The 23,534-nt window shown below is 72.5% G+C and carries 22 protein-coding genes; 5 read left to right on the top strand and 17 right to left on the bottom strand.

Translation table 11 applies throughout. The features are described 5' to 3' along the window. Position 1: 1 nt before the first annotated feature. Genes ribD through glyA form a run of 3 tightly spaced genes read right to left on the bottom strand, consistent with a single transcriptional unit; the run spans position 2 to position 3,011 of the window. Positions 2 to 1,150, bottom strand: coding sequence for a bifunctional diaminohydroxyphosphoribosylaminopyrimidine deaminase/5-amino-6-(5-phosphoribosylamino)uracil reductase RibD (ribD, locus tag FPZ22_RS09705; protein WP_144892523.1), 1,149 nt, complete (start codon positions 1,148 to 1,150; stop codon positions 2 to 4). 34 nt (positions 1,151 to 1,184) lie between these two features. Continuing rightward, positions 1,185 to 1,718 (bottom strand): transcriptional regulator NrdR, encoded by a 534-nt coding sequence (gene nrdR / locus FPZ22_RS09700; RefSeq protein WP_144892521.1) that lies wholly within the window; start codon positions 1,716 to 1,718, stop codon positions 1,185 to 1,187. 24 nt (positions 1,719 to 1,742) lie between these two features. Then, positions 1,743 to 3,011, bottom strand: coding sequence for a serine hydroxymethyltransferase (gene glyA / locus FPZ22_RS09695; RefSeq protein WP_144892519.1), 1,269 nt, complete (start codon positions 3,009 to 3,011; stop codon positions 1,743 to 1,745). Positions 3,012 to 3,157: 146 nt separating this feature from the next. On the opposite strand from glyA, the gene FPZ22_RS09690 reads away from it, so the two are divergent. The 3 genes from FPZ22_RS09690 to FPZ22_RS09680 are packed head-to-tail and all read left to right on the top strand — an operon-like array spanning position 3,158 to position 7,426. Continuing rightward, entirely contained in the window at positions 3,158 to 3,883 is a 726-nt protein-coding gene (locus FPZ22_RS09690; RefSeq protein ID WP_144892517.1) for an ABC transporter ATP-binding protein, read from the top strand. Beyond that, positions 3,880 to 6,240, top strand: a complete 2,361-nt coding sequence (locus FPZ22_RS09685; protein ID WP_144892516.1) for an ABC transporter permease — start codon at positions 3,880 to 3,882, stop codon at positions 6,238 to 6,240. Before FPZ22_RS09690 ends, FPZ22_RS09685 begins: the two co-directional genes overlap by 4 nt. Before the next feature lie 4 nt (positions 6,241 to 6,244). Then, positions 6,245 to 7,426, top strand: a complete 1,182-nt coding sequence (locus FPZ22_RS09680; RefSeq protein WP_144892514.1) for an efflux RND transporter periplasmic adaptor subunit — start codon at positions 6,245 to 6,247, stop codon at positions 7,424 to 7,426. A gap of 36 nt (positions 7,427 to 7,462) precedes the next feature. Here FPZ22_RS09680 and FPZ22_RS09675 read toward each other — a convergent pair whose 3' ends face one another. After that, positions 7,463 to 7,966, bottom strand: a complete 504-nt coding sequence (locus tag FPZ22_RS09675; RefSeq protein ID WP_144892512.1) for an RcnB family protein — start codon at positions 7,964 to 7,966, stop codon at positions 7,463 to 7,465. Positions 7,967 to 8,177: 211 nt separating this feature from the next. On the opposite strand from FPZ22_RS09675, the gene ettA reads away from it, so the two are divergent. Together ettA and pyrF are read left to right on the top strand one after the other, a co-directional pair. Continuing rightward, the gene (gene ettA / locus FPZ22_RS09670; protein WP_144892510.1) at positions 8,178 to 9,839 is read left to right on the top strand and encodes an energy-dependent translational throttle protein EttA; all 1,662 of its coding nucleotides are present in this window, start codon (positions 8,178 to 8,180) and stop codon (positions 9,837 to 9,839) included. A 300-nt stretch (positions 9,840 to 10,139) separates the two neighbouring features. Next, complete coding sequence (gene pyrF, locus FPZ22_RS09665) at positions 10,140 to 10,958, top strand: orotidine-5'-phosphate decarboxylase (RefSeq protein ID WP_144892507.1); 819 nt, start codon at positions 10,140 to 10,142, stop codon at positions 10,956 to 10,958. Positions 10,959 to 10,980: 22 nt separating this feature from the next. Here pyrF and FPZ22_RS09660 read toward each other — a convergent pair whose 3' ends face one another. From FPZ22_RS09660 to gspE, 13 genes are all read right to left on the bottom strand, one after another. Continuing rightward, positions 10,981 to 11,877, bottom strand: a complete 897-nt coding sequence (locus FPZ22_RS09660; protein WP_144892505.1) for a glycosyltransferase family 2 protein — start codon at positions 11,875 to 11,877, stop codon at positions 10,981 to 10,983. Then, complete coding sequence (locus FPZ22_RS09655; RefSeq protein WP_144892504.1) at positions 11,874 to 12,737, bottom strand: glycosyltransferase family 2 protein; 864 nt, start codon at positions 12,735 to 12,737, stop codon at positions 11,874 to 11,876. The genes FPZ22_RS09660 and FPZ22_RS09655 overlap by 4 nt, the downstream gene beginning before the upstream one ends. A 2-nt stretch (positions 12,738 to 12,739) precedes the next feature. Next, positions 12,740 to 14,935 (bottom strand): type II secretion system secretin GspD, encoded by a 2,196-nt coding sequence (gspD, locus tag FPZ22_RS09650; protein ID WP_144894106.1) that lies wholly within the window; start codon positions 14,933 to 14,935, stop codon positions 12,740 to 12,742. A gap of 10 nt (positions 14,936 to 14,945) precedes the next feature. After that, complete coding sequence (locus FPZ22_RS09645; RefSeq protein WP_144892502.1) at positions 14,946 to 15,833, bottom strand: hypothetical protein; 888 nt, start codon at positions 15,831 to 15,833, stop codon at positions 14,946 to 14,948. Next, complete coding sequence (gene gspM / locus FPZ22_RS09640; RefSeq protein ID WP_246120684.1) at positions 15,823 to 16,455, bottom strand: type II secretion system protein GspM; 633 nt, start codon at positions 16,453 to 16,455, stop codon at positions 15,823 to 15,825. Before gspM ends, FPZ22_RS09645 begins: the two co-directional genes overlap by 11 nt. Beyond that, positions 16,436 to 17,560 carry a PilN domain-containing protein gene (locus tag FPZ22_RS09635; protein ID WP_144892500.1) on the bottom strand — a complete coding sequence of 375 codons (1,125 nt, stop codon included), beginning with the start codon at positions 17,558 to 17,560 and terminating at the stop codon, positions 16,436 to 16,438. The genes gspM and FPZ22_RS09635 overlap by 20 nt, the downstream gene beginning before the upstream one ends. Before the next feature lie 48 nt (positions 17,561 to 17,608). Continuing rightward, complete coding sequence (locus FPZ22_RS09630; protein ID WP_144892498.1) at positions 17,609 to 18,463, bottom strand: type II secretion system minor pseudopilin; 855 nt, start codon at positions 18,461 to 18,463, stop codon at positions 17,609 to 17,611. Then, positions 18,463 to 19,083: a prepilin-type N-terminal cleavage/methylation domain-containing protein gene (locus tag FPZ22_RS09625; protein ID WP_144892496.1), complete on the bottom strand. Its 621-nt coding sequence runs from the start codon at positions 19,081 to 19,083 to the stop codon at positions 18,463 to 18,465. Before FPZ22_RS09625 ends, FPZ22_RS09630 begins: the two co-directional genes overlap by 1 nt. Further along, a complete protein-coding gene (xpsI, locus tag FPZ22_RS09620) occupies positions 19,080 to 19,520 on the bottom strand; it encodes a type II secretion system protein XpsI (protein WP_144892494.1) in 441 nt (146 codons plus the stop codon). Before xpsI ends, FPZ22_RS09625 begins: the two co-directional genes overlap by 4 nt. Then, positions 19,517 to 19,783, bottom strand: a complete 267-nt coding sequence (locus FPZ22_RS14440) for a hypothetical protein (RefSeq protein ID WP_425463000.1) — start codon at positions 19,781 to 19,783, stop codon at positions 19,517 to 19,519. Before FPZ22_RS14440 ends, xpsI begins: the two co-directional genes overlap by 4 nt. Positions 19,784 to 19,999: 216 nt before the next feature. Continuing rightward, positions 20,000 to 20,431 (bottom strand): type II secretion system major pseudopilin GspG, encoded by a 432-nt coding sequence (gene gspG, locus FPZ22_RS09610; protein WP_144892492.1) that lies wholly within the window; start codon positions 20,429 to 20,431, stop codon positions 20,000 to 20,002. A gap of 52 nt (positions 20,432 to 20,483) precedes the next feature. Then, a complete protein-coding gene (gene xpsF / locus FPZ22_RS09605) occupies positions 20,484 to 21,701 on the bottom strand; it encodes a type II secretion system protein XpsF (RefSeq protein WP_144892490.1) in 1,218 nt (405 codons plus the stop codon). Positions 21,702 to 21,703: 2 nt separating this feature from the next. Further along, the gene (gspE, locus tag FPZ22_RS09600) at positions 21,704 to 23,413 is read right to left on the bottom strand and encodes a type II secretion system ATPase GspE (RefSeq protein WP_144892488.1); all 1,710 of its coding nucleotides are present in this window, start codon (positions 23,411 to 23,413) and stop codon (positions 21,704 to 21,706) included. Positions 23,414 to 23,534 lie beyond the last annotated feature (121 nt).

The raw sequence follows: 23,534 nt of genomic DNA, 5'->3' as shown, positions 1-23,534 counted from the left end.
TCTAAGCCTCCTGTCCTGCCGCGCCGGCGAACGCGGCAGCGCCCGCGTCCGCCGCGACCTCGCACACCGGGTACAGGCGCAGGCGCAGGTCGCCGCCCACGCTCACCGATTCCTCGAGGCGCATCGCCATGCGCTGCGTCATGTCCTGGATCTGCAGTCCGGAGAACAGCGGTCGCGCCTGCGTGCCCAGCAACACCGGTGCCACGTAGAGCAGCACCTCGTCCACCAGGCCCGCGCGCAGGAAAGCGCCGGCCAGGGTGGCGCCGGCCTCGACCTGGACCTCGTTGATGCCGCGGTCGGCGAGCACGCGCAGCACCGCGGCCAGGTCGAGCGCGTTGCCGTCGGCCGGCACCGCCACCCGCTCGCTGGCGAAGTCGCGCGGCGGCTTGGCATTGGCGGCATGCACGTACAGCGTCGGTGCCTCGCCCTCGCGCACCCGGCCACGTGCGACGGTCGCCAGGCCCGGGTCGAGCACCACGCGCAGCGGGGGCGAGAACTCCGCCGGCCCGTCCAGGCGCACCGTCAACTGCGGGTCGTCGGCCATCACGGTGCCGGAACCGGTCAGCAGCGCGCCGCTGCGCGCGCGCCAGCGCATCACGTCCATGCGCGCGGCCTCGCCGCTGATCCATTTCGACTCGCCGCTCTCCATCGCGGTGTGGCCGTCCAGGCTCATCGCCAGCTTCACCCGCAGCCATGGCCGTCCGCGCACCAGGCGCGAGACGTAGCCGCGGTTGAGCGCCTGCGCCTGCGTCTCCATCAGGCCGTGCACGATCTCGATCCCGGCCGCGCGCAGGCGGTCGAAGCCGCTGCCGTCGACCTGCGGGAACGGATCGCGCATCGCCGCCACCACGCGCGCGACGCCGGCGGCGACCAGTGCGTCGGCGCAGGGGCCGGTGCGGCCAGTGTGGGCGCAGGGTTCCAGGCTGACGTAGGCGGTGGCGCCGCGGGCGCGTTCGCCGGCCGCTTCGATCGCGATGATCTCGGCATGCGGCCCGCCGGGCCGCACATGCCAGCCCTCGCCCACCACCTCGTCGCCGTGCGCCAGCACGCAGCCCACCATCGGGTTCGGGCGGGTGGTCCAGGCACCGCGCTCCGCAAGGCGCAACGCGCGCGCCATCATCACGTGATCGGTCGCGGAATATCCCCTCATCGGGCGATGCCCCGGCGCGACCCGCGCACGCCGCTCAACGCTTCCGGCCCCGGCCGGGACGCGGATCGAAGGCGACGACCTCGCCGCCGAGCAGCGGCAGCTGGGCTTCGCCGGGCAGGTCGCGCTCGAGCCGGTCGAGCTCCTCGCGGAAGTCGGCCACGTCCTGGAACGAACGGTAGACCGAGGCGAAACGCACGTAGGCGACATGGTCGAGCTTGCGCAGCTCGGCCATCACGAACTCGCCCACCCGGCGCGAGGCCAGCTCGCGCTCGGTGGTCATGCGCATCTGGTTGATGACGGCGCGCACCGCGGCCTCGATCTGCTCCTCCGACACCGGGCGCTTGTGCAGCGCGCGGTCGAAGCTCTGGCGCAGCTTGCGCGCGTCGAAGGTGTCGCGGCGACCGTCGGACTTGATGATCGCCGGCAGCTTGAGCTCGATGGTCTCCAGCGTCGAGAAGCGTTCGCCGCAGGCCTCGCACTCGCGCCGGCGCCGGATGGTCGCGCCGTCATCGCTCACGCGGGAGTCGATGACGCGGGTGTCGACGTGCTGGCAGAAGGGACAGTGCATCGAAGGCCGGGACCCGGGATCCGATCAGCCGTAGACCGGATACTTGCGGCACTGCGCCGTCACGGCCTCGCGCACGCGGGCGATGGTGGCTTCGTCCCCGGGGTTGTCCAGGATGTCGCAGATCCAGCCGGCCAGCTCGATGCAGTCCTGCTCGCGGTAGCCGCGCGTGGTCACCGCCGGCGTGCCCAGGCGCAGGCCCGAGGTCACGAAGGGCTTCTGCGGGTCGTTGGGTACCGCGTTCTTGTTGACGGTGATGTGGGCGCGGCCGAGCGCTTCTTCGGCGGCCTTGCCGGTGACGCCCTTGCCGATCATGTCGACCAGCATCAGGTGGTTCTTGGTGCCGCCGGAGACGATCTTGTAGCCGCGGTCGATGATCACCTTCGCCATCGCCTGCGCGTTCTTCACCACCTGCTGCTGGTAGGCCTTGAACTCCGGCTCCAGCGCTTCCTTGAAGGCCACCGCCTTGGCGGCGATGACGTGCATGAGCGGACCGCCCTGGATGCCCGGGAAGACGATCGACTGCAGCTTCTTGACCATGTCGTCGGCGCCCTCGCCCATGGCCTTGCGGCTGGCGACGATGATGCCGCCGCGCGGGCCGCGCAGGGTCTTGTGGGTGGTCGAGGTCACGACGTGCGCGTGCGGCACCGGGTTCGGGTACACGCCCGCGGCCACCAGGCCGGCGACGTGGGCCATGTCGACGAACAGGATCGCGCCGACCTTGTCGGCGATCGCGCGGAAGCGCGCCCAGTCGATCTCCTGCGAATAGGCGCTGAAGCCGCCCACCAGCATCTTCGGCCGGTGCTCGACCGCGAGGCGCTCGACCTCGTCGTAGTCGATCAGGCCGTGGTCGTCGACGCCGTACTGCACGGCCTTGAACAGCTTGCCGCTGATGTTGACCCTGGCGCCGTGGGTCAGGTGGCCGCCGTGGGCCAGCGACATGCCGAGGATGGTGTCGCCCGGCTCGAGCAGGGCCAGGTACACGGCCTGGTTGGCCTGCGAGCCGGAGTGCGGCTGGACGTTGGCGTAGTCGGCGCCGAAGAGCTGCTTCACGCGGTCGATCGCCAGCTGCTCGGCGACGTCGACATGTTCGCAGCCGCCGTAGTAGCGCTTGCCCGGATACCCTTCCGCGTACTTGTTGGTCAGCTGGCTGCCCTGGGCCTCCATGACCCGCGGGCTGGCGTAGTTCTCGCTGGCGATCAGCTCGACGTGGTCTTCCTGGCGGCGGTTCTCGGCGGCGATCGCCGCGGCCAGTTCGGGGTCGTAACCTTCGATGCGTGCGTCGCGCGGGAACATGCCGGCTCCAGGACCATGGGGAGGCGGCATTGTAGCCCTCCCGGGCGGGGGCGGCGGCCGGGCGGCCGGGACGCTCCGGTCCGTTCCCGGCGCCCTTTCGCCGCTTCCGGGGCCGTCTGCAGGCCACCTCCGCCTAGAATCCGGCCATGGCCAACCACCACCCTGCCCCGGCCGCGGTGTTCCGGGCCCGCGGGCTGACCCGGACCTACCGCATGGGCGAGGTGGAAGTGCATGCGCTGCGCGGGATCGACCTCGACCTCCACGAGGGCGAGTTCGTGGTCCTGCTGGGCGCCTCCGGCAGCGGCAAGTCGACCCTGCTCAACATCCTCGGCGGCCTCGACGCCCCCACCGCGGGCACCGTGGAGTGCCGCGGGCACGCGCTCACTGGCGCCGGCGACGCGGCCCTGACCCGCTTCCGCCGCGAGCACGTCGGCTTCGTCTTCCAGTTCTACAACCTGGTCCCGAGCCTGACCGCGCGCGAGAACGTCGCCCTGGTGACCGAGATCGCGCACGACCCGATGACGCCCGAGGCGGCGCTGGCCATGGTCGGCCTCGAGGCGCGCATGGACCACTTCCCGGCCCAGCTCTCGGGCGGCGAGCAGCAGCGGGTGGCGATCGCGCGCGCGATCGCCAAGCGGCCCAGCGTGCTGCTGTGCGACGAGCCCACGGGTTCCCTGGATTCAAGGACCGGCATCCGCGTACTGGAGGCGCTGGAGGCCACCAACCGCGAGATCGGCGCGCTGACGGTGGTGATCACCCACAACGCCGTGATCGCGGGCATGGCCGACCGCGTGATCCGGCTCAGCGACGGCCGCATCGAGAGCGACGAGCGCAACGCGCGCCGGGCCCCGCCACGGGAACTGCACTGGTGAGGGCGCTGCACCTCAAGCTGTGGCGGGAGCTCGGGCAGCTGCGCGGCCAGGCGCTGGCGATCGCGGCGGTGATGGTGGCAGGGATCGCCACCATGGTGATGGCCCAGGGCAACCACCGCGCGCTGTCCGAAACCCGCGCGCGCTACTACGCCGAATTCCGCTTCGCCGAGGTGTTCGCCTCCGCCCGGCGCGCGCCCCTGTCCCTGGGCGAGGCGGTGCGCGCACTCCCCGGCGTGCGCGGCGCCGACCTGCGGGTGACCGGCTTCGCCAACCTCGAAGTGGCCGGTTTCGACGATGCCGTGTCGGGGCGGATCATGTCCCTGCCCGGCCCGGGCGACGCCGGACTCAACGGGGTCTTCCTGCGCGAGGGCGCGCTGCCGGTGGCCGAGCACGAGGTCGTGCTCGGCGAGGCCTTCGCGCGCGCCCACGGGCTGCGTCCGGGGGACACTCTCGATGCGGTCCTGAACGGCCGCAGGCAACCGCTGGCGATCAGCGGCATCGGGCTGTCGCCGGAGTTCATCTATCCGGTGCGGCCGGGCGAGATCTTCCCCGACTTCAAGCGCTTCGGCGTGCTGTGGATGCAGCGCGAGGCGCTCGCGAGCGCCTTCGATCTCGAGGGCGCCTTCAACGACCTGGCCCTGGTGCTGGAGCGCGGCGCCCGCGAGGACGACGTGATCGATGCCCTCGACGACCTGCTCGCACCCTACGGCGGCACCGGCGCATACGGCCGCAGCGACCATGTGTCCTGGCAGCTGCTGGACGGGGAGCTGGCCCAGCTCGGCGCGATGTCGCGCATGTTCACCGTGATCTTCCTCGGCGTGGCCGCGTTCCTGCTCAACGTGGTGATGGGACGGCTGATCGGCGCCGAGCGCGAGCAGATCGCCCTGCTCAAGGCCTTCGGCTACGGGCGATGGCAGGTGGCGGTGCACTACGGCCAGCTGGCGCTGCTGCTCGCCGCGGTCGGCGTACTGCCCGGGCTGGCACTGGGCGCATGGGCGGGGCGCGCGATCGCCGACCTGTACATGGAGTACTTCAGCTTTCCCTTCCTGCAGTGGTCGCTGCGGCCTTCGCTGGTGCTGGCCGCGGTCGCGTTCGCGGCCGGGGCGGCGGCGATCGGCACCTCCAACGGGCTGCGCCGGGCCTGGGCGCTGCCGCCGGCCGAGGCCATGCGCCCGGAGGCGCCCTCGACGTTCCGCACCACGCTCGCCGAACGCCTCGGCCTGGGCCGACTGCTCGATCCGACCGCGCGCATGCTCCTGCGGAACCTGGAGCGGCGGCCGCTGCGCACCGTGCTCTCGGTGGCCGGCATCGGCATGGGCATTGGCGTGCTGGTGATGGCCGGGTTCATGGGCGGCGCGATGGATCGCATCGTCGACGTGCAGTTCGGCATCGCCCAGCGCGACGACCTGACGGTCACCTTCACCGACCCGGTCTCGGCACGCGCCGCGCAGGAACTGGCCGCCCTGCCCGGCGTGAGCGCGGTGGAACCGTTCCGGACCGCCGCGGTGCGCCTCCGCAACGGCCATCGCGAATACCGCACCGCGCTGCAGGGCCTGCCCGACGGGGCGACGCTCCGGCGGGTGCTCGACCGCGATCTGCGGCCGGTGGCACCACCCGCCCAGGGCCTGCTGCTGACGGATCACCTGGGCGAGCTGCTGGCGCTGCGACCGGGAGACAGCGTCGAGGTGGAATTCCTGGAAGGTCACCGCCATACGCTGCAGGTGCCGGTCGCCGGCCTGGTCAGCGAGTATCTGGGGCTGGGCGCCTACGCCCACCAGGACACGGTGAACCGCCTGCTCGGCGAAGGCGGAGCGCTGTCGGGCGCGTGGCTGGCGTTGGAGGCGCCCGAAGCCCGCGCCGGTGTGGTGCGTGAGCTGCGCGATTGGCCCCGCGTGGCCGCGGTCGCCGACCGCGGGGCCACCATACGCAGCTTCCGCGACACCATCGCCCGCACAATGCTGACCTTCGTCTTCGCGATCACCGCCATGGCCGCCAGCATCGCCGCCGGCGTCGTATACAACAGCGCCCGCATCACCCTGGCCGAGCGCGGCCGCGAACTCGCCAGCCTGCGCGTGCTCGGATATACCCGCGGCGAAGTGCGCGGGCTGCTGTTCGGCGAACTGCTGGCCCTCGCCTTCCTCGCCCTGCTGCCGGGATTCGCCCTGGGCTGGGGGATGTCGGCGCTGCTGGTCGGCGGTCTGGCCACCGACCTCTACCGGATCCCGCTGGTGCTGGCACCCTCGGGCTTCGCCATCGCCGGGCTGATCGTGCTCGCCATCACCGCGCTGGCCGGCCTGCTGGTGGTGCGCCGCCTGGACCGCCTCGACCTCGTCGCCGTGCTCAAGACCAGGGAGTAACCCCATGACCTTCCCACGCCGCCTGCGTTACGCCGTCGCCGCCGCAGTCGTGCTCGTGCTGCTCGCGGTGGCGCTGTGGCCGGACGCGCGCGAGGTGGACACGGCCACGGTCGACCGCGGAGCGGTGCGCGCGACGCTCGAGGCCGAGGGCCGCACGCGCCTGCGCGATCGCTATGTGATCGCCGCGCCGGTGTCGGCCAGCGTGCGCAGGATCCGGTTCGAACCGGGCGACACGGTCGCGGCGGGCGAGGTGGTCGCGGTGCTGGACGCAGCCGCGCCGGCGCCGCTGGACGCCCGCACGCGGGCGGCGCTGGAGGCCTGGGTCGCGGGCGCACGCTCGACCCTGGCGGCCGCGCGCGAGGAGGCCGGCGCCGCGGCCGCCGCCGCGCGCCAGGCCGACGCCGAGGCCGACCGCCTCGAAACCCTGGTCCGCGACCGCCTGGTCGCCGTGGAAACCGCCGAACAGGCGGGTACCGGGCGCCAGCGCGCCGCACGCGAGGCCGAGGCCGCCCGCCACCGGCAGTCGACCGCCGAATACCAGTTGCGCTCGGCCGAGGCGATGCTGGCCCGCGGCCTGGGCGGCGGCGCGATGGAGCTGGAGCTGGCCTCGCCCGTGGACGGCGTGCTCCTGCGCCGGCACTTCGAGAGCGCGCGGCCGGTGCAGGCGGGCGAGCCGCTGTTCGAGGTCGGCGACCCGTCGGCGCTCGAGGTCGAGGTCGACGTGCTGTCCGCCGACGCCGTGCGCCTGCGCGAAGGCATGGAGGTGGAGCTGCTGCGCTGGGGCGGGGAACCGCCGCTGCACGGGCGCGTCCGGCGCATCGAGCCGGGCGGCTTCACCAAGGTTTCGGCGCTGGGCGTCGAGGAGCAGCGGGTCTGGGTGGTCGTGGAACTGGCAGGTGCGCCGGAGGAGCACCGGCAGCTGGGCGATGCATATCGGATCAACGCACGCTTCGTGCTGGAGGCCCACGACGACACCGTGCGGGTGCCGGGCGGCGCGATCTTCCGCCACGGCGAGGGCCACGCGGTGTTCGCCATCGACGGACGCCGGTCGCGCCTGCGCCCCGTGAGGACGGGGCTGGCGGGGAGCGGCTGGGTCGAGGTGCTGGAGGGCCTTTCGCCCGGCGAGCGCGTGGTCGTGCATCCCGACAACGCGCTGGCCGACGGCGACCGCGTGGATGCGCGCTGAGCCACGGCGCCTCGCGCGCCGTGGCCCGGGCGAGACCTACCGGCCGAGGATGACGTCGGCGATGATCCCGGTGGCGATGGCCACCATCAGGAAGTCGCCGGCATCGCTGCGGCGCCAGTGATAGCCGCGCGGCGGATGGCGCAGCCCGTAGTAGCGGTAATCGCTGACGACGTAGGTCGGGGCGTAGCCGGCATAGCCGTAGTGGCGGCCGCGCGCCCACGGGGGCGGGCCGCGGTAGGCGCTCGGGTGATGGACGACGACCGGGCGCGGGACGTAGACCACGCGGGTGTCACGGCGGTCGTACCTGCGGTCATGGCGGTGATCGCGGTCGTACCGGCGGTCATGACGGTAATCGGCGCGGCGGTCATGACGATCGTCGCGGCGATGGTCGCGGCGGTCGCGGTCGCGGCGCCACTCCTGGCCGGAATGGCCGCGGTCGTAGCCGCGGCGGTCGTTGTCCCGGGCTTCGGCGGGGGTCGCAAAAGCCAGGCCCAGCGCGAGCGCGAGGGTGGCGAGTCCAAGAAGGTTGCTGGGCTTCATTGCGGCTCTCCGGTCGAATGTCGTGACACGACTATCACGCGCCGTGACTGAACGGATGCGGTACCGGGCCGTTCGCGGCGGCCACGTTCATGCCGCGGCACGGCAATGGCTTGGGACGGGGCCCTCAGGCCCTATAATTGCAGCGATCCCCACTCACCGTTTCCGCCCCTGACCCGGTCAAGGGCGGCGGCCACGCTGCACCGGAGCCCCCATGTCGCAATACATCTACACCATGAACGGCGTCTCCAAGACCGTTCCGCCGAAGCGCCAGATCATCAAGGACATCTCTCTGTCCTTTTTCCCCGGCGCCAAGATCGGCCTGCTGGGCCTGAACGGCGCCGGCAAGTCGACGGTGCTCAAGATCATGGCCGGCGTCGACACCGATTTCTCCGGCGAGGCGCGCCCGCAGCCCGGCATCAAGGTCGGCTATCTGGCGCAGGAGCCGCAGCTGGATCCGGAAAAGACCGTGCGCGAGTCGGTCGAGGAAGGCGTGGGCGAGATCCTGCAGGCGCAGAAGCGCCTGGACGAGGTCTACGCCGCCTACGCCGAGGAAGGCGCCGACTTCGACGCCCTGGCCAAGGAGCAGGAGCGCCTGGAGGCGATCCTCGCCGCCGGCGACGCGCACACGCTGGAGAACCAGCTGGAAGTGGCCGCCGACGCGCTGCGCCTGCCGCCCTGGGACGCGAAGATCGGCAACCTGTCCGGCGGCGAGAAGCGCCGCGTGGCGCTGTGCCGGCTGCTGCTGCAGAAGCCGGACATGCTGCTGCTCGACGAACCCACCAACCACCTCGACGCCGAATCGGTGGAGTGGCTGGAGCAGTTCCTCGCCCGCTACTCCGGCACCGTGGTCGCCGTCACCCACGACCGCTACTTCCTGGACAACGCCGCCGAGTGGATCCTCGAGCTCGACCGCGGCCGCGGTATCCCGTGGAAGGGCAACTACACCGAGTGGCTGGTGCAGAAGGAAGACCGCCTCAAGCGCGAGGAGTCGCAGGAGAAGGCGCGCCAGAAGGCGATCGCCAAGGAGCTCGAGTGGGCGCGCAGCAACGCCAAGGGCGGCCGCTCCAAGGGCAAGGCGCGCCTGGCGCGGATCGAGGAGCTGCAGTCGGTCGACTACCAGAAGCGCCAGGAGACCAACGAGATCTTCATCCCGCCGGGCGAGCGCCTGGGCAGCAAGGTGATCGAGTTCAAGAACGTCTCCAAGAGCTTCGGCGACCGCCTGCTGATCGACAACCTGAGCTTCCTGGTGCCGCCGGGCGCCATCGTCGGCATCATCGGCCCCAACGGCGCCGGCAAGTCGACCCTGTTCAAGATGATCACCGGCCAGGAGAAGCCGGACTCGGGCACGATCGAGATGGGCCCGACGGTGAACATCGCCTACGTGGACCAGAGCCGCGACACGCTGGAAGGCAACCACAACGTCTTCCAGGAAGTCTCCGGCGGTGCCGACATCCTCAACATCAACGGCGTCGAGATCCAGTCGCGCGCCTACATCGGCCGCTTCAACTTCAAGGGCCAGGACCAGCAGAAGATGGTCGGCAGCCTGTCGGGCGGCGAGCGCGGCCGCCTGCACCTGGCCAAGACCCTGCTGCAGGGCGGCAACGTGTTGCTGCTCGACGAACCGTCCAACGACCTCGACATCGAGACCCTGCGCGCGCTGGAAGACGCGCTGCTGGAGTTCCCGGGCAACACCTTCGTGATCAGCCACGACCGCTGGTTCCTGGACCGCATCGCGACCCACATCCTGGCGTTCGAGGGCGACTCGCACGTGGAGTTCTTCCAGGGCAACTACCGCGAGTACGAGGAAGACAAGAGGCGCCGCATGGGCGACGACGCCGGCCCCAAGCGGCTGCGCTTCAAGGCGTTGAAATAGGGTTCCTTTCCCGACCAGAGGCGCTGTGGTGGAGGAGACGCTCCGTTCGAGTCCTGGCCGCCCGCCGCTCTTGATCTTCCGCCCCGAAGCCGGAGAACGATGGAGCCCGTCCCGCGCACAGGGGGTGTGCGGACAGCCGGCCATGGATGGCCGGCGGCCGGCAGTGGGAGCAGGACGCGGAGACTGCCGGGGGAGCACACCCCCTGTGCGTGGGACGGGCGGCGCGGACCACAAGGAGGCGGCGCCTGGATCCATGACGCCACGCGACACGACCGCGGCCGTTGGGGGAAAATCCGCACCATGAACTTCATCGACATGCTCCGCGCCCGCTGGCGGACGGCCGACAGCCTGCTCTGTGTCGGCCTCGATCCCGACCCGGCCAGGTTTCCCGCCGCGTTCCGCGATGACGGGGAGGCACTGTTCGCGTTCTGCCGCGACATCGCCGACGCCACGGCGGAGTACGCCTGCGCGTTCAAGCCGCAGATCGCCTACTTCGCCGCGCACGACGGCGGCGAGTCGGCGCTGCAACGGCTGCTCGCGCACCTCAAGGCGGCGCATCCGGACGTGCCGGTGATCCTGGACGCCAAGCGTGGCGACATCGGCAGCACCGCCGAGCAGTATGCGGTGGAGGCCTTCGACCGCTTCGGAGCCGACGCGGTCACGCTGAATCCGTACATGGGCCGGGACTCGGCCGAGCCCTTCCTGCGCCGCGCCGACCGCGGCTGCGTCTTCCTGTGCCACACCTCCAACCCCGGGGCCCGCGACTTCCAGGAGCTCGACGTCGGCGGCGAACCGCTGTACCAGCGCATCGCCCGCACCATCGCCGGCGAGTGGAACGCCGCAGGCAACTGCGCCCTGGTGGTCGGCGCGACCTTCCCGGAGGAGCTGAAGGTGATCCGCGGCCTCGTCGGCGACATGCCGCTGCTGATCCCCGGCGTGGGTGCGCAGGGCGGCGACGCCCTGGCGGTGGTGCGCAACGGGGCGACCGCCGACGGCACCGGCCTGGTGGTGAATTCCTCCCGCGGAATCCTCTACGCCTCCTCCGGCGAGGACTACGCCGAAGCCGCCGCGCGCGCGGCGCGCGAGCTCCGCGACCTCCTGCGCCGCGCCAGGGACTGAACCGGGTCGGTCGGCGGAACGGTCATCGGCCGCCGGTCCGCAGGGCCTCCGCCAGGATCCGCGGCTGGCGCGAAAGCCAGTGCAGCCAGACCGCGAGCCAGACGCCGACGCGGACCATCGGCCCGCGCGCCGGCGCTTCGAAGCGCCGGAAGTAGCGCCACAGCCCGCGATGCTTGTGCCACTCGACGAAGCCGGGGCGGGAGCGCGCGGAGACCCCGCGCAGGTGCAGCACGCGGACGTCGTTGGCCACCGCCACCACGGCGCCGGCCTCGCGCGCGCGACGGCAGAGGTCGAGGTCCTCGACGTGCAGGCGGTAGCCGGCATCGAAACCCCCGATGCGCGTGAACAGCGTCCGCGGCAGCAGCATCAGCGCCCCCGACACCGCATCGACCGGCTGCAGCGCCAGGCGTTCGTCCACGGCCACGTCCAGCGGCCGGCCGCTGCCGGCGTCCAGCGGCCCGCGCAGCATGGCCGCGAAGTCGGGGTCGTTGCGGCGCGCGGCACCGTCGCGGACGCCCGACAGGTCGACCAGGTCGGCGCCGAGCAGCGCCTCGCCGCCGAGCGCGCGGGAATGCGCAAGCAGGCTCTGGAACGTGTCCCGCTCGACCAGGCAGTCGGGGTTCACGAAGGCCAGCCATGGCTCGCTGCTGTCCGCCGCGCCCTGGTTGCAGGCGGTGGCGAAACCGGGATTGTCCGGATTGGCGATGAAGCGCAGCCGCGCGTCGGCCACGGCGTGGCGCTGGACCACCGCCAGGGTGTCGTCGCTGGAGCCGTTGTCGACCACGCGGATCCCGGCCACGCCCGGGGCTGCGCGCAGACGCGCCAGGCAGGCATCGATGCTCGACCCGCTCTCGTGGGTGACCACCACGGCGACAATGGCGTCGGCGCCCGGGGCGCGTGCGGCATCCACGGCGTTCATTGCGCGAACAGCTCGTGCTGCGACGGCGGTTCCAGGCCGTCCAGCCGGCGCGCCAGCTCCCGGCGGCGGTCGGCCACCGGATCCTCCATCAGGAACCGCGCCAGCCGCGGCTGCCAGCCGGGCCAGCGCGCGGCGAGCGCGGCGAGGTCGCCCTCGGCCGGGCCGCCCTCGCCGCCACGGGCCACGAACGCGGTCTCGCACAGCGCGTTGCGCCAGCCGAGGCCGGCCATGCGCAGCGACAGGTCGATCAGCGCGGCATAGCGGGAGGCGTAGCTGGCGGCATCGAGTCCGCCGGCCTTCGCGCGCGCACGGCCGCGGATGAACACCGCATGGTCGACGGCCGCAGGAAGCTCCGGGTGCGCAGGCGGCATGTCGGCGGCGGCGCGCGCCAGGCGCGCGAGTTCCGCGGTTCCGGGGGCCGGCGCGACCTCGCCGCAGTGCGGCCAGGCCGCGGTCTCGCCGGCGTTGCTCCAGGACGTGGCGGTGGCGATCGCCGGATCGCGCGCGGCGCAGGCGGCCAGCTGGCCGGCCCAGCCCGGCCCGGGGACGGCGTCGGGCGCGAGCACGATCACGTCGGCGTCACCGCAGGCGGCCAGGGCCTCGTCGAGATGGGCGACCTCGCCCAGGCGGCGCTGCCGCCGCGTGTACTCCGCGCACAGCGGCGTGCCGTCGAGCCAGCGCTCGATGATCGCCATCGCACGCGGCCCGGCCTGGGCGTCGTCGGCCAGCCAGACCCGCGTGCCCGCCGGCGTGCCGGCATCGAGCGCGGCCAGGCAGGCGTCGAGGGCGCCATCGTCCACCGTCACGGGGAGCAGTACGATTGGAAGTCCGGGCACCCCCCTGCCCTGTGCGTCCGCCATGCTCAGTGGGACGCCCCCTGCAGCGGTTCGAGCGCACGGAAGCGCCGGCCGTACTCGTCGGTCAGGTCGCGCGCATCCTGGTGGTTACGGACCAGCGATGGCGTGAGCAGCACGATCACTTCGCTGCGCGTGGTGTTCGACGCCTGGCGCCCGAACAGGCCGCCCAGCACCGGGATCCGGCTCAGGCCCGGGAATCCGGTGGAGCCGCGGGTGGTGGAGTCCTGGATCAGGCCGGCCAGCATCACGGTGTCGCCGCTCTGCACCACGGCATTGGTCTTCATGCGCCGGGTGTCGATGCGCACGTTGCCGTTGCGGTCCGGCTGGCCGGTGGGCGAGCTCACCTCCTGCACGATGTCCAGGAACACGGTGCCGTCGCGGGTGACCCGCGGCCGCACCTTGAGGATGGTGCCGGTGTCCAGGTACTGCACCTGGCTGTAGGCGGTGTCGCCCGCCAGCCCCGGATTGACCGTCACCGAGGAGATCGGGATGCTGCTGCCGACATTGAGCGTGGCCTCGTAGTTGTTGCGCACCAGGATGGACGGCGTCTGCAGCATCTGCACGTCGCTGACCTCGTCGAGGGCGCTGATGATCGCGGCGGCGTTGCGGCCGAGGAAGGTCCAGGCCAGTCCGGCGGGGCCGGCGCCTGTGTCGGTGCCGGTCACGTTGCCGGCGATCGCGCTCCAGGTGGTGCGGCCGACCGCGTTCGGCAGCCCGGCGTCGGTCACCGCGCGTTCGAAGAACCAGTTGACGCCGTAGCTGAGCTCGCCGCTGAGCGTCACCTCGACCACCTGTGCCTCGATGTGCACCTGCAGCGGCATCACGTCCAGGCGCTCGATGACCTCGCGGATCGAGCGCCAGGCCTGGCCGGTGGAGCGGACCAGCAGGGTGTTGGTCTCGTCCACCGCGGACACGCCGACCTCGCTGCCGTCGACTTCGAACGAGAGCGCGGCGTTGCCGCCCTCCCGCTCTTCCAGGGACAGTTCGCCCTCGCCCAGGCCGCCGCTGCGGCTGCCGCCGATGGTCGCGCTGCTGCCGCGCCCCTCCAGGCCGCCGTCGCTGAGCTGGACGGGCTCCAGGTCCGGCATCAGCGAGCCGCCGCGGCGGCTGTCGGCGTTGCTGCCGCCCCGTCCGCGACCGCCGTAGACCTCGGCCAGGCGTTCGGCCAGATCCTTGGCCGTGATGTAGTCGAGTTCGTAGGAGAACAGCTGGACACCGCCGCCGGCGCCGTCGATGCGCGCGATCCACTGCTCGATCTGGTCGAGGTAGGCCGGCTGCGACGTGATCACCAGCACCGAGTTCGCACCCTCCAGCGGCATGAAGCGGAACATGCCCGCGACCGGCGAGCCGCTTTCCGCGCCGAAGACCTTCTCGAGGTCGGAAACGACGCCGGGCGCCCGCCCGGCGACCAGCGGGAACACGCCCACGCTCATGCCCGCGAGCCAGTCGACGTCGAAGATCTCGATCGTGCGCAGGTAGTTCTCCAGCTCGCGGCGCGAGCCGGCGACGGTGATGACGTTGCGGCCGGCGTCGACGCCGACGATGGCCTCGGGCCGCGCATAGGGCTGCAGCACCTTCTCCATCTCCGTCGCCGAGATGTACTTCAGCGGCACCACGCGGGTCTCGAAGCCGCGCGCGCCGCCCGCCGGACCGGTGCGCGCCGGCACCGCGCCGCTGGCCACGGCCCCCTCGGCGGGCACGATGTTGTAGCGGCCGTCGGCGTAGACCAGGCGCGCGTTGTTCCAGCCAAGCACCATCTCCAGCAGGCTGAGCGCCTGCGCCGCGCCGACCGGCTTCGGCGTGGCCAGGGTGACGGTGCCCTGCACGCCCGGTGCGATCACGTAGTTCTGGCCGAGCATGTCGCCGAGGATCACCTTGACCACGGCGTGCAGCGACTCGCCCTCGAAGTTGAAGGTGGCCTCGCCGCTGGTGCCGCCGAGGTCACGCGGCGGCGCGGCCGCGAGCGACTCGTTGATCACCCGGCCGTCGCCGAGGTGCTTGCGCGGGCGCGGGCCGTCGGCAAGCGCCTCGACGGCGACCGTGTCGGCCGCGGCATCGCGCGGGACGCCCCCGACCTGCATCACGGGGGCCGCGGGGCGCGCGTCGCGGCGCACCTCCGGCGCAGGCACCGAGGCGCAGGCCGCCAGCAGGGTGGCGAGGAGCGCGGCAATGGCCGGCCGGCATGTGATCGACAGGGGCATCGTGTTCATTCTAGGGCGATCCTCCCGGGGGCTGGCCCTGCCGGCCCTGTTCGCGCATGCGTGCGCGACGCTCTTCGATGCGCCGGCGGATCGCTTCCACCTGCGCCTCGGGGCTGGGGGTGCCGGAGGCGTCGACGGGTGCTCCCGTCTGCGGCGCCGGCGTGGGTGGTTGGGGCGTGGGCTGGGACTCCGGCACTCCGTTGGCGCCCTCGCCACGCACCGGCTCGGCAGCCGGCCGCCGCGCGCCGTTGCCGGGCGGAGCCGTGACCGGCGTGGGCGTGGACGTGGGCGGTGTCATGGATCCTGGTGTCGGCGCCTGTGTCGATGCCCGCGTGGACGCGGGCGACTGCGGCTGCGAAGGACGCGGCACCACGGAGATCGGGGTCGGCGGTTCGCCGCCGACGCCGTCGAACACGCGCAGCTCGAGCGCGCGCCGGCCCTCCGGGCCCTCGAACACCGCGCGGCGCGGTTCCACCGACGCCAGCTGCCAGCCGGGAGCGCCCTCGGCGGCTTCGCCCACCTTCAGGCGCACGGGCTCTCCACCCTGCGCGGGTCGCACGATCGCCACCTCGAGCCCGGGGCTGATCAGCACGCTCGTGAGCACGTACTCGAATCCTGCGGGGGCGTCTTCCGCCTGCGGATCGAGGACGAAGGATTGCGGCCTGCGGTCGGGCGCGAACAGCGGCCGGTCGCGGGACTCGGTGTACTGCGCCAGCGGTCCCGGACGCCCGTCGCCGGGCTGCACCATCGCGGGCAGGTCCTGTACCAGCCCGGGATCCGGCGGCAGGCGCTCGATGCGTCCGCCGAGGCCGGCAAGGCCGAGCAGCCAGGTCGCCAGCGCCCACAGCGCCACCGCCGCCAGCAGCCAGGTGCGCGCGCCCGCGGACTCAACCGGCATCGTTGCCTCCCGGGGCGCCCGGCGGCGCCACGATCGGTTGCAGGTAGCCGTAGAGATCGAAGGTGACGTCCAGTCCCGCGCCCTGCGCGCCGCCGTCGATGCCGCCGAAGCCCATGCGGGGCGAGAGCACGTTGAGGTTGTCGACGAACAGTCGCGGCGAGCCGCTTTCCAGCGAATGCAGCACCGCGGTCAGTTCGGGTTGGCCGCAGAGCAGCCGCACCTGCACCACGGCGCGCGGAAAACGGCCCGGGCGCGGCTCGCTCATCGGCGAGCGGTTGCGGATCACGCAGCTGCGGTTGCGCGGGCTGGCCTCGAGGACCACCGTCTCCAGCCGCGCGATCAGCGCCGCGGTTGCGAGCTCGGTGCTGCGTTCGGCCATGAAGCCGGGTGCGCCCGCGGCGACCTCGCGCGCTTCCGCGAGCCGCGCCTGCACCTCCGGCGCCTGCTCGAGCTCCATGCGCACGCGCAGGTCGCGCTGCTGCAGGCCATCGATGCGCTCGCCGACCTCGCGCATCGGCACGGTCCACCAAGGATGCACCAGCAGCAGATACGCCAGCACCAGCGCACCGGCCAGGATCGCCAGCGCCAGCCAGCGATCGCGGTCAGGGATTGCTTCGCGCACGTGCGCTCTCCCGAGTCTGCCCGGCGGTCGGCGCGACCACCAGCTCCGCGGTCAGCGTGAAGCGGTCGCGGCCGCTGCGCGGGTCCGGCTGCAGGGCGCCGGCCAGCGCCGGCGAGCGCCACAGCGGAGAACCTTCGAGCCGCTGCACCAGCGCCGGCGCTTCGTTGCTGAGCCCGATCAGCAGGATCCGGGTGTCCTCGATGGTGAGCTTCTCCAGCCAGGTCGAGTCGGGCAGGCGGCGGGCCAGTTCGTCCATCACTTCGACCGTGGTCGGACGCGCGGCGCGCGCGGCCTGCAGGAAGGCCATGCCCTCGACCAGGTCGACCAGGGCCTGGCGCTGGGCCGAGGCGCCGCGGGCACGCTCGGCGGCCTGGCCGACCTCCGCCTCGAAGGCGTCCGCCGCCGCGCGGCGGTTGTCCAGCATCTGCCAGAAGCCGGCGACGGTGGCGGCCAGCGCCACCGCGCCCAGGACCAGGTTCCAGCGCAGCCACGGGTCGACTCGGCGATGGCGGCGGGCACCCGGCAGCAGGTTCACGCCGAGCGCCTCGCCGTCGCCGGCGTCGACATCGACCCCGGTCAGGGTCGTGGCCGCGGCCCCGAGCGCGGCCAGCCGGGCCTCGAGCACCGGGCGCGGCACCACCACGAGTTCGGTCTCGACCTGGCCGTCGCCGCGGCGACCGAGGACGCGGGCGTCGTACTCGACGGACGCCGCCTGGAACGGCGTCTGCCGTTCGATCTCGAAGCCGAGCACCTCGCGCAGCCGATCGCCGGCGGCGGCGGGGAGCGGCAGGCGGCGACGCAGCACCGCGTCCGGGGGCAGCAGCAGCCAGCGCGGCAGCCTCGCCACCCGCTGCACCAGCAGCGAGGCCAGCGGGTCACCCACGCCCTCGGCCAGCTGCGGCAGCTCCGCCAGCGGGCTCACGCCGTCCGCGCCCTCGACCGAGATGCGCAGGCCCTCGCCGGCGGGCTGCAGGAGCAGGCGCTCGCGCGCGAGCCCGAACAGCTCGCGCAGTCGCAGCGGCAGCCAGGTGGACAGCGCCTGAGTCCACCAGCGCCAGAATCCGGCGATCCGCGCGCGCAGCGAACCGCCCAGCGCGGCCGACAGGGGGGCTCCGGCGGGGGGGGCCGGCGGTGGTGGGATCTGCAGTGGCCATCAGCGGGGGGGCGCTCCTTCTTCCCATACCAACGGAACATACGCCGAACCCGGCAATCCACTGCCACCGGCGCGCACCACCGCGCGCAGCACCGACTGTCGACCGTCGGCCAGCCGCGCCCGGCTGTCGATACTGTACGTGCCGCTGCCGGCGCCGAAGAGGCCATGGAGCGACTCCGGCGCCTGCTCGCGCTGCTGGTGGACCAGCGCCGGGTCCAGGCCCATCGCCTCCAGCACCTCGTCGCTGGCGAAACGCGGCTCGGGCCGCGGCAGGCCCGTGAACGCGGTCAGGTGCGGGACCGCCGCGGCGAACAGCCTGCGGTCCATGCCCAGGACCTGGGCGACCTCGGCCACGGTCTCGAACGGCGCGTTCTTGGCGCCATAGGGAAGCCCGGCCTGGGCGTACTGCCGGGCCTCGGCGCCGCCCATCGGCTGGACCAGATCGTCGGAGTCGCGCCAGTCCACGATCGCCGCCGCGACCGCATCGGCCTGGCCGGCCTCGGCGCCGAGCACGCGGAACAGCGAGGAAAGCAGTGCCGGATCCGCGGCGTTGAGGTCGAGCCGGCCGGACTCGTCGGCGACGCGGACCTCCACCGTGGCCGCGCCGAAGCTCCAGTCGTACCGTCGTCCGTCCGCCAGCCAGGCGATGTCCGGCTCCTGCGCCTGCACCCTCAACAGCGCGTACTCCAGGCCCGCGCGCGCCGCGGCCTCGGCGACCACCGCACCGTGCAGCACGCGACCCTGCATGTATTCGATGCGCGCAGTTGCGGCGTAGGCACCGATCAGCGCAACCATGAGCGCCACCAGCCACATCACGAGCACCAGGGCCGCGCCCCGTTGCACTGGCGCGGCCATCACGGCGACCCGCCCTGCGGCAGCGCGACGACCAGCGGCGGCCAGGTTCCGCCCTGTGCGCTTTCGATCTCGATCGAGACCTGCAGCGGGAGGCTGTCGTGTGCGTCCCAGGCGTCGAGCCACTCCGCCGACCCGTCCTCGTCCAGGCCCCGGTAGCGGATGCGCAGGCCGGTCAGGCCCTCGACCAGCGGCTCGGGCGGTCGCGGCGCATCCTCGACGATGGTCTCCCCGGCCAGCACCATGGTGAACGAGACCGCCAGGGCCGCCTCCGCGCCCTCGCCGACCACGGCGACATCGTGCAGGTGCGGGCCGCCGCGGCCGAGGTAGTCCGGCAGGTCGGCGACGAAGCGGATGCGGTCGGGTTCGCCGACGAAGCGCAGCGCGTTGCCGGTGTCGGCGTCGCGGGCGAAGACGATCGGGAGCGCCGACGCCAGGCGCCGGCGCAGGAAGCCTTCGACGGCGCGCATGCGTTCGCTGCGCGCGGCCAAGGTCTCGCCGCGTTCGACCGTGGCCGTGGCCGCGCGCAGGGTGGCGAAGCCCAGCGCCAGTCCGGTGGCCAGCAGCGCGATCGCCAGCAGCACTTCGATCAGGGTGAAACCGGTGGCGCGGGCGCGGTTCACGGTGTGTCACCCGGCTGTGGCTGGACCAGCCGCAGCGAATCCACCACCAGGCGCTCGGCCCGCCCGCCCTCACCCCAGGCCAGCTCCAGACGCAGCTGCAGCAGGCGCGGGGCGAAGGGGTCATCGAGCACCGCCGCCGGATGCAGCGGGTCGGCATAGGGCGCGACCTCGAGCTGCCAGCGGTAGCGGCCATCTTCGAGCTCGCCCTCCTCCCGTCCCGGCTGCAGCACCTCGCCGACGCCGGCATCGGCCAGCAGCGACTGCGCGTGCAGGGACGCGCGCGCCGCATCCGACGACCAGCGCACCTGGCGCGTGGCGCCGGAGAGCGTGCCGAGGAGGAAGGTCAGCGCCAGCGCCAGCACCGCGAAAGCGACCAGCACTTCGATCAGGGTGAAGCCGGCCTGCGGCCGTGCCGCGGCTGCGCCCGGGCCAGTCATCTCGCGTCCACCCGCCGCACGGTGACTTCGCCGGTCAGCCAGGCCACGCCGACGTCGAAGGCCGCCGGGCCGCGACTCAGGCGCACCTGGCCGCCGGTGGACGCGCCGTCGCCGAAGAACACGATCGCGCCCACGCCCTCGGCCGGCTGCGCCTCGCGCGCGCCGGTGAAGTGGATGCCCAGCGACTCCGGCAGCTCGCCGGCGCGTCCATCGGCGCCCCGCCAGGCGTGCGCGGCGGGATCGATGCTGAAGGTCTGCGGCACGCCGGTGGCCAGTGCGCGCGCGCGCGGTGGCGCAGCTGGGTCGCGACATCGCGCACGCTCGAGCGCAGCTCCAGGCGCGCGAAACCGCCGCCGACCATGCCCGCGGCCAGCACGCCGGTGGCTGCGATCAGCACGACCACCAGCAGCACCTCGAGCAGCGAGAAGCCGGCGGCGCGGTGCGACCCGCTCCGCCCGGCGTCCGTCGGCCGGCCGGGCCTATTCGGAGCGGATGTCCGCATCGACGCTTTCCCCGCCGGGACGGCGGTCGGCACCGTAACTGACGATCTCGAAGGGGCCGGCATCACCGGGCACCCGGTACTCGTAGGGGGTGTTCCAGGGATCGTTGAGCTCGGCAGGCTTGGCATAGGGTCCGAGCCAGCCGCCGACGCCGCCCGGCGCCTTGAGCAGGTCGGACAGCGCGCCCGGCAGCGCACCGGTGTCCATCTCGTACTGGTTGATCTTCTCGGCCAGGGTCTGCACCTGGGCCTCGGCCAGGCGCACCTTGGCGCGGTTGCCGCCGCCGATGATGCGCGACGTGGCGAAGGCGACGATCGCGCCCATCAGCACGACCACGATGATGATCTCGATGAGGCTGAATCCGCCCTGCGCGGACGGCCTGGGAGGACGGACGGGGAAAGGCGTGTGCATGGAGTTCCTGCCTGTCTGGGAAAAGGAGGGCGTGCGCGCCACGGCCTGCGCGCTAGCCGATGACACTGGTGAGATCGTAGATCGGCACCAGCACCGCCAGGATCACCACCATCACCACCACGGCCAGTACGAGGGTGATGGCGGGGACGAGGGCGGCGAGCATGCGGTCCAGCGCCTGCGCCGTCTGCGCATCGTACGTGTCGGCGGTCCGGAGCAGCATCGCGTCGAGCGCGCCGGACTCCTCGCCGACCTGCACCATCTGCAGCGCCAGCCGGGGAAAGCGCTTGCCGCGCGCCAGCGCGGCCGACAGCGGCACGCCGTTCCTGACCTCCTCGGCGGCGGCTTCGACGTCGGCCGCGAGCGCGTGGTTGCCGAGCACGTTGCGACCGATGCCCAGGGCCGTGATCAGCGGCACGCCGTTCTTCAGCAGGGTGCCCAGGGTGCGCGCCAGGCGCGCGGTCTCGATGCGTGCCACCAGGGTTCCGGCGACCCGCTGCCGCAGCAGCCAGTCGTCGAAGCCGGCGCGGAAGGCGGGGGCGCGCAGCCTGCGATCGAACCACAGGGCGGCCAGCGCCGGCACCGCCAGCAGCGCCAGCCACCAGTCGCGGACGACCGTGCCCAGTCCGAGCACGATCTTCGTGAAGAGCGGCAGTTCCGCGTCCAGGCTTTCGTACATCACGCCGAACTGCGGCACCACGTAGCCGAGCAGGAACAGCAGGGCCAGGCCGACCATCACCACGAGGATGGCGGGATAGATGAGCGCGTTCAGCACCCGCCCGCGCAGCGCGCGCGAACGCTCGAGGTAGTCCGCGAGGCGTTCCAGCGTCTCCTGCAGGGTGCCGCCGGCCTCGCCGGCACGGACCATGTTCACGTACAGGCGCGAGAAGCTCCCGTGCTGGCGCTCGAGCGCCGTCGACAGGGACGTGCCGCCGCGCACCTGGTCGCGGACGTCGGCCACGATGCGCCGCGCGGTCTCGTCCTCGGGCAGGTCGAGCAGGATGGTGAGCGCGCGGTCCAGGGGCTGGCCGGCCCCGAGCAGGGTCGCCAGCTGCCGCGTGAACTGCACCAGGCGTTCGCCGGCGAATCCGCCGCGCCGGAACAGGGCCTTGAACGCGCCATCCCCGCCACCTTCGCTGGCCAGCCGCGCCTCGACCGGCAGGTGGCCCTGTTCCTGCAGGCGCAGCGCGACCTCGGCGTCGCTGGCGGCCTCCATCCGGCCGTCGAGCGTCTCGCCGCGGCTGTTGAGCGCCTTGTAGCGGTACAGCGGCATGGTCAGGCGTCCTCGGTGACGCGCAGCACTTCCTCGATGGTGGTCAGGCCCGCCAGCGCCTTGCGGATGCCGTCCTCGTACATGGTCTGCATGCCGGCGTCGCGCGCGATCCGCTCGAGCTCGCCCATGCCGGCGTGGCGCATGACCGCGCCGCGCAGGACATCGTCCATCACCAGGAACTCGACGATGGTGGTGCGGCCGAGGTAGCCGGTGGGCGCGATCGCGGAACCCCGCGGGCGGTGGAGGAAGATCTCGCCCTCGGGCTGGAAGCGGCGCAGCTCGAAGCGCTCGATCTCCTCCGGCGTGGCCGGGTAGCGCTCGGCGTGCGTCGGCTCGAGCCGGCGCACCAGGCGCTGGGCGAGGATGCCGTTCACGGTCGAGGTCAGCAGGTAGTCCTCCACCCCCATGTCGAGCATGCGGGTGATGCCGCCGGCGGCGTTGTTGGTGTGCAGGGTGCTGAGCACCAGGTGGCCGGTCAGCGCCGACTGGATCGCGATGCGCGCGGTCTCGAGGTCGCGCATCTCGCCGATCATGATGATGTCCGGGTCCTGGCGCACGATGCTGCGCAGGGCGTTGGCGAAATCCAGGCCGATCTGCGGCCTGGCCTGGATCTGGTTGATGCCCTCGATCTGGTATTCGACCGGGTCCTCGACGGTGATGATCTTGACCGCCGGCTGGTTGAGTTTCTGCAGCGCGGCGTACAGCGTGGTGGTCTTGCCCGAACCGGTGGGACCGGTGACCAGAAGGATGCCGTGCGGCTGCTCCAGCACCCGGCGGAAGCGCGGCAGGAACTCATCGGTGAAGCCCAGGCGTTCGAAGTCGAAGACCACCGTCTCACGGTCGAGCAGGCGCATCACCACGCTCTCGCCATGGGCGGTCGGCACGGTGCTCACGCGCAGGTCCAGCTCCCTGCCCTGCACGCGCAGCATGATGCGGCCGTCCTGGGGCAGCCGGCGCTCGGCGATGTTGAGCTTCGCCATGATCTTGACGCGGCTGATCACCGCGGCGGTGAGGTTCGCCGGCGGGCTCTCGCCCTCCTCGAGCACGCCGTCGATGCGGTAGCGCACCTTGAGCCGGTTTTCGAACGGCTCGATGTGGATGTCGGATGCGCGCAGTTCGACCGCACGCTGGATCAGCAGGTTCACCAGCCGGATGACCGGCGCCTCGCTGGCCAGGTCGCGCAGGTGCTCGACGTCGTCGAGGTCGCCACCCTCGCCCTCGGCGGTCTCGATGATCGCGCCCATCGCGCTGCGGCCCTGGCCGTACCAGCGCTCGACCAGGTCGGCGATCTCGGAGCGCAGCGCCACGCTGGCGCGCACCTGCTTGCCGGTGGCCAGGCGCACGGCGTCCAGGGCGTAGGGATCCTGCGGGTCCGCGACCAGCACCTGGACCGCCTCGTCGTCCTCGGCGACCGGCACGACGTTGAACTGGGTCATGAAGCGCACCGTCAGCGGCGTGCCTTCCGGGGGAATCTCGGGCATGTCCTTGACGCTGGCCAGCGGCAGGCCCAGCACCTCCGCCGAGGTTTCGGCGTGGTCGCGCTCGGACACCAGCCCGAGGCGCCCGAGCAGCGACAGCAGGCTGCCCCCGGTTTCCTCCTGCAGCCGGCGCGCACGTCCCAGGTCGGCGTCCTTGAGACGTCCCTTCTCGAGCAGGGCGGCGACGATGCGTTCGTCGACGCTCCCGCTGGTCTGCTCCACGGCGACGTTCATCGCATTGCCTGCACCGGGCTGGCTGGGACCGGGGACTCTAGCAAAGCCCCCCGCAGCGTCCCGTTAACCCCGCGACACTCCCGACCCTGCCCACAAAGCTGTCCTGCAGGAGCAGCTACAG

Origin of the sequence: Luteimonas granuli (assembly GCF_007795095.1) — a bacterium.
GTDB lineage: Bacteria > Pseudomonadota > Gammaproteobacteria > Xanthomonadales > Xanthomonadaceae > Luteimonas > Luteimonas granuli.
The sequence above is the reverse complement of the archived record's forward strand: the minus strand, read 5'-3'. Positions and strand labels throughout refer to the sequence as shown.

Excerpts from the sequence above, each read along its gene's own strand:
- ribD (WP_144892523.1), bottom strand. The coding sequence starts at position 1,150 with ATGAGGGGATATTCCGCGACCGATCACGTGATGATGGCGCGCGCGTTG.
- nrdR (WP_144892521.1), bottom strand. The coding sequence starts at position 1,718 with ATGCACTGTCCCTTCTGCCAGCACGTCGACACCCGCGTCATCGACTCC.
- glyA (WP_144892519.1), bottom strand. The coding sequence starts at position 3,011 with ATGTTCCCGCGCGACGCACGCATCGAAGGTTACGACCCCGAACTGGCC.
- FPZ22_RS09690 (WP_144892517.1), top strand. The coding sequence starts at position 3,158 with ATGGCCAACCACCACCCTGCCCCGGCCGCGGTGTTCCGGGCCCGCGGG.
- FPZ22_RS09680 (WP_144892514.1), top strand. The coding sequence starts at position 6,245 with ATGACCTTCCCACGCCGCCTGCGTTACGCCGTCGCCGCCGCAGTCGTG.
- FPZ22_RS09675 (WP_144892512.1), bottom strand. The coding sequence starts at position 7,966 with ATGAAGCCCAGCAACCTTCTTGGACTCGCCACCCTCGCGCTCGCGCTG.
- ettA (WP_144892510.1), top strand. The coding sequence starts at position 8,178 with ATGTCGCAATACATCTACACCATGAACGGCGTCTCCAAGACCGTTCCG.
- pyrF (WP_144892507.1), top strand. The coding sequence starts at position 10,140 with ATGAACTTCATCGACATGCTCCGCGCCCGCTGGCGGACGGCCGACAGC.
- FPZ22_RS09660 (WP_144892505.1), bottom strand. The coding sequence starts at position 11,877 with ATGAACGCCGTGGATGCCGCACGCGCCCCGGGCGCCGACGCCATTGTC.
- FPZ22_RS09655 (WP_144892504.1), bottom strand. The coding sequence starts at position 12,737 with ATGGCGGACGCACAGGGCAGGGGGGTGCCCGGACTTCCAATCGTACTG.
- gspD (WP_144894106.1), bottom strand. The coding sequence starts at position 14,935 with ATGCCCCTGTCGATCACATGCCGGCCGGCCATTGCCGCGCTCCTCGCC.
- FPZ22_RS09645 (WP_144892502.1), bottom strand. The coding sequence starts at position 15,833 with ATGCCGGTTGAGTCCGCGGGCGCGCGCACCTGGCTGCTGGCGGCGGTG.
- FPZ22_RS09630 (WP_144892498.1), bottom strand. The coding sequence starts at position 18,463 with ATGGCCGCGCCAGTGCAACGGGGCGCGGCCCTGGTGCTCGTGATGTGG.
- xpsI (WP_144892494.1), bottom strand. The coding sequence starts at position 19,520 with ATGACTGGCCCGGGCGCAGCCGCGGCACGGCCGCAGGCCGGCTTCACC.
- gspG (WP_144892492.1), bottom strand. The coding sequence starts at position 20,431 with ATGCACACGCCTTTCCCCGTCCGTCCTCCCAGGCCGTCCGCGCAGGGC.
- xpsF (WP_144892490.1), bottom strand. The coding sequence starts at position 21,701 with ATGCCGCTGTACCGCTACAAGGCGCTCAACAGCCGCGGCGAGACGCTC.
- gspE (WP_144892488.1), bottom strand. The coding sequence starts at position 23,413 with ATGAACGTCGCCGTGGAGCAGACCAGCGGGAGCGTCGACGAACGCATC.